Source organism: Tepidiforma sp. (assembly GCF_034433535.1).
Classification (GTDB): Bacteria; Chloroflexota; Dehalococcoidia; order Tepidiformales; family Tepidiformaceae; genus Tepidiforma.
Genome location: NZ_DAOUAO010000057.1, coordinates 21,984 through 34,609 on the forward strand (window position 1 = coordinate 21,984; position 12,626 = coordinate 34,609).

The window sequence follows — 12,626 nt, forward strand, 5'->3', positions numbered from 1 at the left end:
CTCCAACCCCTACTGCAGCACCGGGCGGTTGCCGTAGCGGAGGTCGATGGTGGTGTAGGGGATCTGGCGCTGGCGGGCCTCGGCGGCGAGCGCCGCCCAGACCGCGAGCTTGTAGGCGATTGAGCTGGAATCGCCGAAGAGGGCGACCTGGCCATCGGCCGTGGTGACCTGGACGCCCTTGCCCTTGATGAAGGCGACTTCGGCGACGGTGGTGCCGAGCTCGCGCGGCAGGCGCTCGGCGATCTCGGCGGCGGCATCGACGGCCTGATAGTCGACGCGGTCGCCGACGATGCGGGAGCCAGGCTCGGAGCTGCGGATGACCGGTGCCCCCTCGGGCGCGCGGCCGACCCCGAGGACGACGCCCTCGCGGTCGATGATGTAGGCGACGCCGGCCTGCTCCCAGGTGCCCCAGGGGCGGCGCTCTTCGAGGACGATGCGGATGGCGGCCGGCCAATCGCGTTCGACGCGCACGGAGGAGACGAGCGGGAGGGCGTAAACGGAGCGCTGGATGGCCGCGAGGTCGGCGGTGAACATGCTTTCGCCAAGGGCGTTGGTGGCAGTCACGACGGTGGCGGGGCTCATCCGCTCGGCGCCGACGACCTCGACGGTGGAGACCCGGAAGTACGGCGCCCGGTAGAGCCAGGCTGCGCCGGCAACGAGACCGAGGGCGAGGCCGCCTGCTGCAGCCAGCAGGAAGAAGCGGCGGGAAGGCCACGGGAGTCGGCGTCGGTGCTCGCGTGGCGAGGGGAGGACGCCGACGCCGATGATCGGTGCGGAGCGCCGGACGATGGTCCGGGGCCGCGACTGGCCAACCGCCGGGCGGCTGCGGCGGATGATAGTGCGGACCACGCCGGGCTGCTGCTGGCGGTTGCGTCGAATGATCACCGGGCGTTCCTCCGCTGGTGACGTTCGAGCGCGAGCTCGAGGATGCGGGTGAGGAGGTCGCGGTAGGGCAACCCGGAGGCTTCCCAGAGCTTCGGATACATGCTGATGCTGGTGAAGCCCGGGATGGTGTTGACCTCGTTAGCGATGAGGCGGTCGTCGGTCGTCAGGAAGAAGTCGACCCGGGCGTAGCCTTCGCAGCCCATGACCTGGTACATGCGGAGGGCGAGCTGGCGGGCGTCATCGGCCACGGCCCGGGTGATGGGGGCGGGGATGTAGAGCTCGGTGCGGGAGGCCGGGTCGTACTTGGAGGCGTAATCGTAGAACTCGCGGTCGGGGACGATTTCGCCGACGACGCTGGCCTCGGGCTGCTCATTGCCGAGCACGGAGCATTCGAGCTCCCGGCCGACGATGGCCTGTTCGACGACTGCCTTGTCGTCCCAGGCGAAGGCGGCCGCGAACGCCCCGGGAAGGTCTTCGCGCGAGCGGACTTTGGTGATGCCGACGCTGGAGCCGCCGTTGGCGGGCTTGACGAAGCAGGGGTAGCCGATCGCTTCTTCGATGAGCTCGATAGACATATTTTGGTGAAGTGTATACTCCCATGATCGGATCACGGAATAGCGGGCCACGGGAATCCCCGCTTCACGGAAGAGCGCCTTCATGAGGGCCTTATCCATACCGATGGCCGAGGCGGCGACACCGGCGCCGGCGTAGGGCAGTCCTGCCATTTCGAGCAGCCCCTGGAGGGTTCCGTCCTCGCCGAAGGTGCCGTGGACGAGCGGGAAGGCGACGTCGCAGGCGGCGAGCGCGGCGAGGGCCTCGCCGGCGTGGAGGAGCGGGCGGCCGATCTCGCGGAAGGCGACGGCGCCGGCTTCGAGGGCGGCGCGCGTCTCCACCGGGGTGAGCCAGGCGCCGGAGCGGCTGATGCCGATGGGCACCACCTCCCAGCGGACGGGGTCGAGGGCGGCCATCACGCTGCGCGCCGAGACGATGCTGACTTCGTGCTCGGCGGAACGCCCGCCGAAGATGACCGCGACGCGCTGGCGGCTCATGCCCATTCCCCCACGAGCTGGACTTCCGGCTCGAGCGTGATGCCGAACTGTTCGAAGATGCGGCGGCGGGCCTCATCGATGAGCCAGCGGACATCGGCCGCACTGGCGTTGCCTTCGTTCACGAAGAAATTGGCGTGCTTTTCGGAGACGGCGGCGTCGCCGCGGCGCATCCCGCGCATGCCGACTGCCTCGATGAGTTTCCAGGCGGGCGCCTCGGGCGGGTTCTTGAAGGTGGAGCCGGCGGAGCGGCCGCGCGGCTGGGCGGCGAGGCGTTTCTGGTCGTAGCTGGCGGCCCGGGCGAGGAGGACGGCGGGGTCGCCAGGGGCGAGTTCGAGCTCGCAGGCGAGCACGGCCTGGTCGCGCAGCTGGCCGCGGGTGAAGGCGCTGCCGCGGTAGACGAGATGGAGGTCGCCGGCGTCGACCCATTCGGCGCGGCCGGAGGGGAGCAGGATGCGGGCCCGCCGGAGGACATCGGCCAGGCAGCCGCCGTAGGCGCCGGCGTTGTAGACCACCGCGCCGCCGAGGGTGCCGGGGATGCCGACCGCCCAGGCGAGCCCGGCGAGGCCGCGGCGGCACATGCGCCGGGCGAAGGCGGCGAAGCTGGCGCCGCTCTCGATGCGCACCACGGCATCGTCGACCTCCTCAGTGCGGGCGCGGTTGCTAATGACCAGCCCCCGGATGCCGGCATCGGCGACGAGGATGTTGCTGCCGGAGCCGAGGATGAACGCCGGGACCCCGGCATCGCGGGCGGCGAGCAGCGCGCGGCCGAGGCCCTCGGCGTCGCGGGCGATGAAGAAGAGGTCGGCCGGGCCGCCGATGCCGAAGGTCGTATGGCGGGCGAGCGGCTCACCCGGGCGGAGTTCGCCGATGGGGGCGAGGGCCGCGGCGAGGCGGTCGAGGGCGGTCACCGGAGCGCCTCCAGGAGCATCGGCCCGAGCTCGGTTACGTCGCCAGCGCCGATGGTCAGGATGATGTCGCCGGGGCGGCCGAGGCGGAGGGCGGCGGCGACCGCCTCAGCCGGGGTGGCGGCGTAGGCGGCAGCCGGTGCGGTGATGGCGGCTGCGAGGTCGGCGGCGCCACGCCCGGGGAGCGGGTCCTCCCGGGCGGCGTAGGTCTCGAGGATGACGAGCGCATCGAGCCCTTCCCAGCAGGTGAGCCAGTCATCCCAGAGGTAGGCGATGCGGCTGTAGGTGTGCGGCTGATGGATGGCGATGAGCCGGCGGCCGGGGAAGGCGTTGCGGGCGGTTGCGATGGCCGCTTCGACCTCGGTCGGGTGGTGGGCGTAGTCATCGATGACGAGGATGCCGCCGGCTTCGCCGACCCGTTCGAACCGCCGGCGGGCCCCGCGGAAGTCGGCGATCGCGGCGGCAACTTCGGGGAATTCGACGCCGAGGTGGAGTGCGACGACGGCGGCGGCCGTGGCGTTACGGACGAAATGGATGCCGGGGGTCCGGGCAGTAAGGGTCCCGAGGGGCGTTCCTCCCCGGTGGAGGGTAAAGGTGACCCCCTCGGGCGAGAAGGCGATATCGGACGCCTGCCAGTAGCGGACCCCCTGGGTGCCGTAGGTCTCGAGGTGGATGGGGTCGTCGCCGACGATGTCGGAGACGGCGCGGGCGCCGGGGTCGTCGGCGCAGGCGAGCAGGAGGCCGCCGGGCTGGAGCCTGCGGGCGAAATCGATGAAGGCCTGGCGATAGGCGGCTTCGCTGCCGTAGTCGTCGAGGTGGTCGGGCTCGACGTTCGTGATGACGGCGATCGAGGGTGTGTACTCGAGGAAGGCGCGCCGGTATTCATCAGCTTCGACGACGGCGACCTCGCCTTCGCCCCAGGCAGCGTGCCCGCCGAGGTCGGGGCTTTCGCCGCCGAGCAGGTACATCGGGCGCAGGCCGGCGCGGGCGAGGATAAAGGCGACCAGGCTGGAGGTGGTGGTTTTCCCGTGTGAACCCCCAACGGCCACGAGGCGCTTGCCGGCGAGCAGGCGGGCCACCATTTCGGCGCGCAGGATGACAGGGATCCCACGGCGGCGCGCCTCCTCGAGCTCGGGGTTATCCGGCCGGGCAGCGGCGGTGTGCACGACGAGGACCGTGCCGGGCAGCAGGTGCTCGGCGGCATGACCCTCGAAGATGGTCGCGCCGCGACGGCGGAGCTCCTCGGTCAGGTGCGAAGGACGGAGGTCGCTGCCGCTGACGGCGATGCCCCGTTCGAGCAGGAGCATGGCGATGCCCGACATGTGGATGCCGCCGATGCCGACGAGATGGACCGGGCCGGGGATGGCGTCGGCGGTCACTTCGCCACCTCCAGCAGGATGCGTGCGATGGCGGCAGCCGCATCGGGCCGGGCGAGCGCCGCCGAGGCCTCGCGCATGGCGGCGAGGGCTGCGGGGTCGTCGAGCAGCCCCGCCACGAGGCCGGGGAGCGCGGCAAGGTCGGCTTCTTCGACCAGGCGGGCGGCGCCGTGGTCGGTGAGCCATCGGGCGTTGTCGCGCTGGTGGCCGCCCGCGAACGTTCCCGGGACGAGGATGGCCGGGAGGGCGGCAGCCGGGAGCTCGCCGAGGATGGACGCGCCGGCGCGGAAGACCCCGAGGTCGGCGGCGAGCATGACGGCGGGGAGGTCATCGCGGAAGGCGGCGGGCAGGTAGCGCTCGCGGAGGGCGGGCGGCAGCGCATCGCGGCGGCGGGCAGCCTCGGCGTAGCCGGCATCACCGGTGACGTGGACGAGATACGCCCGGTGGAGCAGCGATTCGAGGCCGGCGAAGACCGCCTCGTTGATGGCGCGGGCTCCCTGCGAGGCCCCGGCAACGACCACGAGGGAGTCGGCCGGGGGGATGCCGAGCGCGGCGCGGGCTGCGACACGGTCGAGCGCGAAGAACTCGGGGCGAACGGGGTAGCCGGTGACAGCCGTCTTGCCGGCCGGCAGGTGGTCGAGCGCGCGGGGTGTGGAGGTAGCAATGCGCGTGGCGAGGCGCTGCTCGACCCGCACCGCGAGCCCGGGCACGACATCGGGGAGGAAGACGACGAGCGGGCGGCGCAGCAGCCATGCCGCGAGGCTGACCGGGAAGCTGCCGTAGCCGCCGGTGCTGAACACCGCGGCCGGGCGGAGCCGCCGGAGGTGCCGCAGGGCGATGACGGTGCCGCGGAGGAGGGTCAGCAGGCTGCGGAGGAGCCCGACCGGGCTGCGCCCGCGGATCGCAGCGGCCGGCACCTCCTCGAAGGGGAGACCGGCGGCTTCGACGGCGCGTCGTTCGCCGCGGTTGGCCGGGCCGAGGAAGGTGACGGCGACGCCGGGGCGCTCGGCCTCGAGCGCGCGGGCCACGGCGATGGCAGGGAGCAGGTGGCCGCCGGTGCCGCCGCCGGTGAAGACGAAGCCGCTCATTCCCGCTCCCTCCGCACGATGCGGCCGCCGGGGCGCCCGGTCACGGGGTGCTTCTCGAGGTAGCCGCCGCGGTCGCTGCCGAAGCGGGAGATGCTGACGAGCACCCCCATCGCGAACAGGAGCGCAACCAGGGCGTTGCTGCCGTAGCTGAGGAACGGCAGGGGGACGCCGGTGAGGGGAATCACGCGGAGGATGCCGCCGATGTTGAGGAAGGCCTGGACGGCGATCCAGGTGGTGATGCCGGCGGCCACGAGCTGGCCGAATTCATCGCGGGCGCGGCGGGCGACCTGGTAGCCGCGCACCATGAGGATGAGGTAGAGCAGCAGGATGGAGAGCGTCGCGATGAGCCCGAGCTCTTCGCCCACGATGGCGAAGATGCCGTCGGTGTGGCTTTCGGGCAGGTAGAAGAACTTCGCCCGGGAGGCGCCGAGGCCGAGGCCGCTGAGCCCGCCGTTGCCGACGGCGATGAGCGCCTGGAGCGTCTGGAACCCGAGGCCCTGGGGGTCGCGCTCGGCGTTGAGGAACGCCTCGATGCGGTCGGCGCGGTAGCCGGCGGTCAGCGCGAGCAGGGTGATGGCGAAGAGGCCGCTGGCGCCGAGAGCCATCATCTGCAGGAACGAGGCGCCGGCGACCCAGAACATGGTCACCGTGACCGCCAGGATGATGAGCGTGGTGCCGAGGTTCGGCTGGAGCATGATGAGGAAGCTGACCACGCCGATGATGACCACGAACGGCACCAGGCCGTGTTCGAAGCTGCGCAGGCTGCCGCTGCGGGAGGTGAGCCAGGCCGCCAGGTAGATGGTGACCGAGAGCTTGGCGAACTCGGCGGGCTGCAGGGTGAGTTCGCCGACACCTATCCAGCGGCGGGCGCCGCCGCCTTCGACGCCGGAGATGAGCACAGCGACGAGGAGCACGATAGTGACGCCCATGATGGGCACCGCAAGCGGCTGGAGCCGGCGGTAATCGAGGCGGGAGAGCAGCACGAACCCCACCACCCCGCCCACGGCCCAGACGGCCTGGCGGAGGACGTAGTAGTAGGGGTCGCCAAATTCGACGAGGCCGCGGACGAAGCTGGCGCTGTAGACGAAGACGAGCCCCAGGCCAGTGAGGACGGCCGTCAGGATGATGAGGGCGTAATCGGGGCGCCCCGGGGTCCACTCACCAGTGCGCGCGGCTATGGCGACACCTCCGGGGTGAAGCCCGGGAGCTGGCGGACGAGCTGGCGGAAGTGCTCGCCGCGGGCTTCGAAGTTTGGGTAGCGGTCGAAGCTGGTGCCGGCCGGCGAGAGCAGGACGACATCGCCGGGACGGGCGAGCCGCGCGGCGGCGGCCACGGCATCTTCGAGCGCCGGCACCCGGACCGCGGACGGGACGAGCCGGGCGACGGCGTCGTAGAAGAGCGCCCCGGCTTCGCCGAAGCAGACCACTCCGCGGCAGCGCTGCCCGACTTCGGCCTGGAGGACATCGAGCGGCAGGTGCTTGTCGCGGCCGCCCAGGAGGAGGATGACGGGCTCCTCGAAGGAGCGGAGGCCCGCCACGGTCCGCTCCGGGCTGGTGGCGATGGAATCGTTCACCCAGGTGGCGCCGTTGGCCCGGCCGACCACCTCGAGGCGGTGAGGAACGCCGGCGAAGCGGCGCACCGCCCGGGCCATGGCCGAGACGGGCCAGCCGGCCTCGGCGGCGATAGCGCAGGCCATGACGACGTTGGCGAGGTTGTGGCGGCCGCGGAGTCGGATACCGCTCACGGGGAGCACCGGGGTGGCGCGGCCGTTGCGGCGGATGACCACCTCGCCGTCGTCGACGCCAGCGCCGTCGGCATCGGGCAGGCGCTCGATGGAGGTGCGGACGACGCGCCCCTTCGCCCCGGCGATGAAGGTCCGGGTCACGGGGTTGTCTTCGTTGAGGACGGCGATGTCGTCCCGGCCCTGGTGGGCGATGTGGTTGCGCTTCAGGCCGACGTATTCGTCCCAGCTGAACTGGTCGAGGTGGTTGGGGGTGACATTCGTGACGGCGGCAATGTGCGGGGAGCGGTCGGTGTACTGCAGCTGGGTGTGGCTGATTTCGAGGATGACGTCGGTATCGGGCCGGATCTCATCGAGGCGGCCGAGGAGGGGCTCGCCGATGTTGCCGCCGAGGACGTACTCGACCCCGGCCTCAGCCGCGATGGCGCCCACCAGGGCGGTGGTCGTCGATTTGCCGCTCGACCCGGTGATGCCGATGGTCCGGCCCGGGCAGAGCTGGAGGAAGAGCCGCATCTGCGAGGTGATCGGGATGCCGAGCTCGCGGGCGCGGGCAAGGGCCGGGTTGTAGCGGAGGATGGACTGGGAGACGGCGACAAGCCCGAAACCCTCCGGGTCGAGGAGGGGCTGGCCGGTGACTACCCGTTCGACGCCGGGCGGGGGCACGGCACCGGCAGAGGCGAGCTCCTCATTGGTGCGGGTGTCGGAAATGGTGACCCGGGCGCCATGGCGGAGCAGCCAGCGGGCGAGGTCGCGGCCTTCGATCCCGAGCGAGTAGACGAGGACCGGGAGGCCTTCAAGCGGCGGGAGGTGCAGCGGGAGCGGCGTCGCGCTCATTTGTCCGGCACCTCCAGGGCGAGGGCGACGCCGACCATGGCGGCGGCGATGGCGATGATCCAGAAGCGGGTGACGATCTGCGTTTCGGCCCAGCCGATGAGCTCGAGGTGGTGGTGGAACGGGGCGCGGCGGAAGATGCGCCGCCCGGTGAGTTTGTACGAACCGATCTGGAGGATGTTGGAGCCGGCTTCGACCACGAAAATGATGCCGATGAGGGGCAGGAGCAGCCACTGGCCGGTCATGAGCGCGACGACGGCGAGGGAAGAGCCGAGGGCGAGGGCGCCGGTATCGCCCATGATGACGCGGGCCGGGTGGGCGTTGTACCAGAGGTAGCCGAGGTTCGCGCCCGCGATGATGAAGGCGAAGGTGGCGACAAACTCCTGGCCCTGGATGAAGCCGATGATGCCGTAGGCGATGAAGGCGACCAGGGTGGTGCCGCCGACGAGCCCGTCCAGGCCATCGGAGACGGCGACCGCGCTGGTGGTGGCGACGATGATCGCCGCGGCGAGCGGGATGTAGAACAGGCCGAGGGCGTAGCTGCCGACGTAGGGGATGTTGATCGACTCGACCTCGATGTAGCGGTAGAGGACGACGGCTGCGCCGAGGGCGAAGAGCGCGGTGAAGCCGAGTTTGAAACGCCAGGAGAGCCCGCCCTGGCGGCGGTCCTGCAGGGTCCCGAGGTCATCGACGAACCCGGCCGCCGCGGTGACGCCGATCATGCCGAGGGGCAGGAGGATGGACTGGTGGTTCCACCAGTCCACCGCCACCGCGGTGACGATGAGCGTGGGCAGCCAGATGATGAACCCGCCGAATGTAGGCGTCCCGGCCTTCTGCTGGTGCTCGGGCAGGTATTCGGAGATCTGCTTGCCGATTTTGCGCCGGCGGAGGTAGCGCACGATTGGTTCGCCGAGGACGAGCGCGAGGAGGAAGGTGGCGAAGCCGGAGTAGAGGGCGTGGATCACGGCTCGCCCTCCAGAAGCGGTATGACGTCCTCGAAGGCCTGGGAGCGCGAGGCCTTCAGGAGCACGGTATCGCCGGGGCCAAGCAGCTCGCGCAGGGCGCGGGCGGCTTCGTACTTGTCGTCGAACCAGCGCACGTCCGGGTGGCCGAGCGCGCGGGCCTCTTCGGCCATGCTGCGGCAGGTTTCGCCGATAGCGAAGAGGATGTCGCAGCATTCCGCGGCGATGCGGCCGGCAGCGCGGTGCTCGGCCTCTTCGTGTTCGCCGAGTTCGGCCATCTTGCCGAGGAAGGCGATGCGCCGCCCGCCGGTCGCCATGGCGAGGAGGCGCAGGGCCCCCGCAAGCGAGGCCGGGCTGGAGTTGTAGCGGTCATCGAGGAGGGTGGCGCCGGTGTCGCTGCGGCGGATGGTGATGCGGCGCTCGGGCAGCTCGGCAGCAGAGACCGCGGCGGCCGCCTCGGGGAAGGTGAGGCCGAGGGCGATGCCCGCGGCTATGGCGAAGAGGGCCGCCGGGATGGTGTGCAGCCCGGGGAGCGGGGACTGGACGGTCACCGTCTCGCCGCGGAAGGAAGCGATGAAGGTGGAGCCCTCGAGGCTGCGGGCGGCCTCACCCGAGAAGGCGAGGTCGACCCCCGGCCCGGGGCGGCCGAAGCCGATCACGCGGCAGGCGAGCCGCGCCGCCTCCGGCGCAATGCGCGGGTCGTCCATGTTGAGGATGGCGGTGCCGTCGGCCGGCAGGGCCCGGGCGAGCGAGAGCTTCTCCTCGGCGATGGCCTCGATGGAACCGACCTTCTCAACGTGGGTGAGGCCGACGTTCATCACCCCGCCGATCTCGGGCAGGGCGATGCCGGCGAGGTAGGCGATTTCGCCGCGGGTGTCCATGGCGATCTCGAGCACGGCCACCTCGTGGTCGCGGCGGAGGCCGAGGAGGGCGAGCGGCAGACCTTCGCGTGAGTTGTAGTTGCCCCGGCGGGAGAAAACGCGAAAGTGCCGCGAAAGGGCGGCTGCCGCGAGGTCCTTGGCGGTGGTCTTTCCGACCGTGCCCGTGACGCCGACCACGCGCGGACCGCAGGCGAGCCGCCAGGCGCGGGCCAGTTCGCCCACCGCCCGGGTGGTATCGGGGGCGACGACGATGGTCTTGCCGGGCGGCACCGGGTCGGGCGGCGTGGAGCAGATGGCAGCGACGGCGCCGGCGGCGAGGGCATCGGCGACGAACCGGTCGCCGTGGGTGCGCTCGCCGGGGAAGGCGCAGAAGAGATCGCCGGGGGCCACCTGGCGGGAATCGGCGGTGCCGCCGGTGATGTCAACGACCGGGCCGGCGATGACGCGATAGCCGCGGGCTTCCATTTCGCGGGCGACGAAGTCGGTGGTGAGGTGGGCACTCACGGGCGCGGACCCCCGGGGTTCTTCTCAGGCGGGACGTTCAGGTAGCGCAGGGCATCGTCGACGAACTTGGCGAAGATAGGCCCGGCGGCCTGCGTGCCGGTCAGCAGGTTGCGGTTCTGGTCGAGCCGCACAAGCACGAGGATGCGGGGCTTTTCGAGCGGGGCGAACCCCATGAAGGAGACGATCTGCTGGTCATCGGTGTAGGTGCCCCAGACGGGGATGTTGGCGGTGCCAGACTTGCCGCCGGCGGTGTAGTAGGCCGGGTTGCGGCCCCAGCCGTCGGGGTCCTGGGCAACGACTTCGCCGAGCATGCGGCGGACGGCATCGCTGGCGGCCGGGGAGATGGCCTGCCGGACAACCGTCGGCTGGACGTCGACACGGGTGCCGTCGGGCTTGATGAAGGCTTTCACCACGTGCGGGGTCATGACGTTGCCGCCGTTAATCGCGGCAGCGATGGCCACCATCATCTGAATGGGGGTGACACTGATGGACTGGCCGAAGGACTGGGTGGCGACATCGACCGGGGAGTAGCCGGGGTCGCCGGGCCGGCGGAAGATGCCGGTGGCCTCCCCGGGAAGGTCGATGCCCGTCGGCCGGCCGAACCCGAAGCGGTCGAGGTACGCCTGGAACAGCTGGGTGCCGAGCTTCTGCTGCATGAAGACGGCGCCGGAGTTGATGGAGTGCTGGAGGACGCCGGTCATGGTTTGCGTCCCGTAGACGCCGTCGTCCCAGTTCTTCAGGAGCACCCCCTCCACGTCCACCACTCCATTATCCACGTACGTCGTATCCGGGGTGACGACACCGGCATCGATCGCTGCAGCGGCGGTGACGACCTTCATGACCGAACCAGGTTCGTAGGTATCGGTCACGGCGATGTTCTTGAGGATGCCGCGCTGCTCATCGCCGGCAGCCAGGTCCTGCTGAAGCGTGCTGTAGCGGGCGCCGGGGATGGTGGCGAGCGCGAGGATCTCGGCGGTGTAGGGGTCCATCACGATGATGGAGCCGCCCGAGGCGCGATGCTCCTTGACAGCGGCAGCGAGGCGTTCTTCGGCGAGGCGCTGGAGGTAGCGGTCGATGGTGAGGACGAGGTCATCGCCGGGGGTGGGCTCGGTTGCGACGTACTGGCCGTAGGGGATCGGGTCGCCGAGGGTGTCGCGTTCATAGACGGCCTGGCCGGGGCGGCCCTGGAGGATGTCGTTATAGTAGGCCTCGATCCCGGCCAACCCGGTGTTTTCCATGCCGATAAAGCCAAGCACCGAGGCAGCGAGGTCGCCCTCGGGATGGACCCGGGCGGCATCGGGCAGGAGGACAACCCCGGGGAGATCGGCATCGATGAGGGCGAGGCCGGTCTCGTAGGGCACGTCGGTGGCAATACGCACTTCGATGCCGGCGGATGCGGCGAGGGCGGCTTCGATCTGCGCGTCGGGGATGCGGGTTATCTCGGCGACGCGGGCGATTACCTCGGCCCGGCGGGCGCTGGACGGCCAGGCGCGGGTGTTGAGGTACAGGTCCCAGGTATCGACGGAGGTGGCGAGCACGCCGCCGTTGCGGTCGAGGATGGTGCCGCGGCGGGCGTAGATGGTGGTGCTGCCGAGCAGCTCCTGCTCGGCGTGTTCGGCGTAGGCGCGGTGCTGGATGACCTGGAGCTGCACCAGGCGCGCGGCAAGGATGAGCCCGAAGAGGCCCAGGAAGAACGCCGGGAGCCAGACACGGCGTGTGGGCCGCGCCCTGTAGGTGGTCATCCGAACGCGCCTCCAGCCGTCACCGGGGGACGGCGGTTATGGTGCTGGCCAGGGCAGCCAGCCGATGATGCGCTCCCACCAGGAGCTGGCCGGGGCGGGTTCTTCCGCGGGCCGGGGGAGATACTCCGAGGGGAGCTTCGCCGGCGCCGGGCCGGGTTCATCGATGGTGACGTAGATGGGCTGCTGCGCCGGGACCAGGCCGATCTCCGCGGCCCGGCGCTCGATGCGGGCCTGCGAGGTGAGGCGTGCGACATCGGCCTCGAGCAGCGAGATCTCGGCGCGCAGGGCGGCCTGCTGGCGGCGGGAGGCCTGGATATCGAACCCCTGGCTGGTCGCGAAGCTGTTCTGGAAGACGGGCAGCATGGCGGCGAAGAGGAGGAAGAGGACGGCCGCGAGCAGCCCCCAGTTGAGCCGCGGACGGGGAAGGGGAAGCCCCAGCGGCCGGCGCGCACCGCCGAGAGGGTGGTTAATCGCGGCCATGGCTACGCCAGCCGTTCTGCGGCGCGCAGCACGGCGCTGCGCGCGCGGGGATTGCGGGCGACCTCGGCCGGGCCGGGGCGCACCGCCCTGCGCGTGAGGATGCGCAGGGTGGGCCGGTGCCCGCAGCGGCATTCGGGCAGGCCGGGCGGGCAGAGGCAGGCGGCCGCCTCGCGGCGGAAGTA

The 12,626-nt window shown here is 71.1% G+C and carries 12 protein-coding genes; all 12 read right to left on the reverse strand.

Translation table 11 applies throughout. The features are described from left to right. Positions 1 to 9: 9 nt before the first annotated feature. Positions 10 to 885, reverse strand: coding sequence for a cell division protein FtsQ/DivIB (locus tag VAE46_RS02975; RefSeq protein WP_322795425.1), 876 nt, complete (start codon positions 883 to 885; stop codon positions 10 to 12). Beyond that, positions 882 to 1,934 carry a D-alanine--D-alanine ligase family protein gene (locus VAE46_RS02980; protein ID WP_322795426.1) on the reverse strand — a complete coding sequence of 351 codons (1,053 nt, stop codon included), beginning with the start codon at positions 1,932 to 1,934 and terminating at the stop codon, positions 882 to 884. Before VAE46_RS02980 ends, VAE46_RS02975 begins: the two co-directional genes overlap by 4 nt. Next, the gene (murB, locus tag VAE46_RS02985; RefSeq protein WP_322795427.1) at positions 1,931 to 2,842 is read right to left on the reverse strand and encodes a UDP-N-acetylmuramate dehydrogenase; all 912 of its coding nucleotides are present in this window, start codon (positions 2,840 to 2,842) and stop codon (positions 1,931 to 1,933) included. The genes VAE46_RS02980 and murB overlap by 4 nt, the downstream gene beginning before the upstream one ends. Beyond that, positions 2,839 to 4,218, reverse strand: a complete 1,380-nt coding sequence (murC, locus tag VAE46_RS02990; RefSeq protein ID WP_322795428.1) for a UDP-N-acetylmuramate--L-alanine ligase — start codon at positions 4,216 to 4,218, stop codon at positions 2,839 to 2,841. The genes murB and murC overlap by 4 nt, the downstream gene beginning before the upstream one ends. Then, positions 4,215 to 5,303, reverse strand: a complete 1,089-nt coding sequence (locus VAE46_RS02995; protein WP_322795429.1) for a UDP-N-acetylglucosamine--N-acetylmuramyl-(pentapeptide) pyrophosphoryl-undecaprenol N-acetylglucosamine transferase — start codon at positions 5,301 to 5,303, stop codon at positions 4,215 to 4,217. Before VAE46_RS02995 ends, murC begins: the two co-directional genes overlap by 4 nt. Further along, positions 5,300 to 6,481, reverse strand: coding sequence for a putative lipid II flippase FtsW (gene ftsW / locus VAE46_RS03000; protein WP_322795436.1), 1,182 nt, complete (start codon positions 6,479 to 6,481; stop codon positions 5,300 to 5,302). Before ftsW ends, VAE46_RS02995 begins: the two co-directional genes overlap by 4 nt. Then, complete coding sequence (murD, locus tag VAE46_RS03005) at positions 6,478 to 7,878, reverse strand: UDP-N-acetylmuramoyl-L-alanine--D-glutamate ligase (protein WP_322795430.1); 1,401 nt, start codon at positions 7,876 to 7,878, stop codon at positions 6,478 to 6,480. The genes ftsW and murD overlap by 4 nt, the downstream gene beginning before the upstream one ends. Then, the gene (mraY, locus tag VAE46_RS03010) at positions 7,875 to 8,840 is read right to left on the reverse strand and encodes a phospho-N-acetylmuramoyl-pentapeptide-transferase (protein ID WP_322795431.1); all 966 of its coding nucleotides are present in this window, start codon (positions 8,838 to 8,840) and stop codon (positions 7,875 to 7,877) included. The genes murD and mraY overlap by 4 nt, the downstream gene beginning before the upstream one ends. Next, positions 8,837 to 10,222: a UDP-N-acetylmuramoyl-tripeptide--D-alanyl-D-alanine ligase gene (locus VAE46_RS03015; RefSeq protein WP_322795432.1), complete on the reverse strand. Its 1,386-nt coding sequence runs from the start codon at positions 10,220 to 10,222 to the stop codon at positions 8,837 to 8,839. The genes mraY and VAE46_RS03015 overlap by 4 nt, the downstream gene beginning before the upstream one ends. Beyond that, the gene (locus VAE46_RS03020; protein ID WP_322795433.1) at positions 10,219 to 11,964 is read right to left on the reverse strand and encodes a penicillin-binding protein 2; all 1,746 of its coding nucleotides are present in this window, start codon (positions 11,962 to 11,964) and stop codon (positions 10,219 to 10,221) included. Before VAE46_RS03020 ends, VAE46_RS03015 begins: the two co-directional genes overlap by 4 nt. Positions 11,965 to 12,000: 36 nt before the next feature. Further along, the gene (locus tag VAE46_RS03025) at positions 12,001 to 12,444 is read right to left on the reverse strand and encodes an FtsL-like putative cell division protein (protein ID WP_322795434.1); all 444 of its coding nucleotides are present in this window, start codon (positions 12,442 to 12,444) and stop codon (positions 12,001 to 12,003) included. A gap of 2 nt (positions 12,445 to 12,446) precedes the next feature. After that, positions 12,447 to 12,626 (reverse strand): 16S rRNA (cytosine(1402)-N(4))-methyltransferase (gene mraW, locus VAE46_RS03030; RefSeq protein WP_322795435.1); only part of this gene is annotated, 180 nt, incomplete at its 5' end.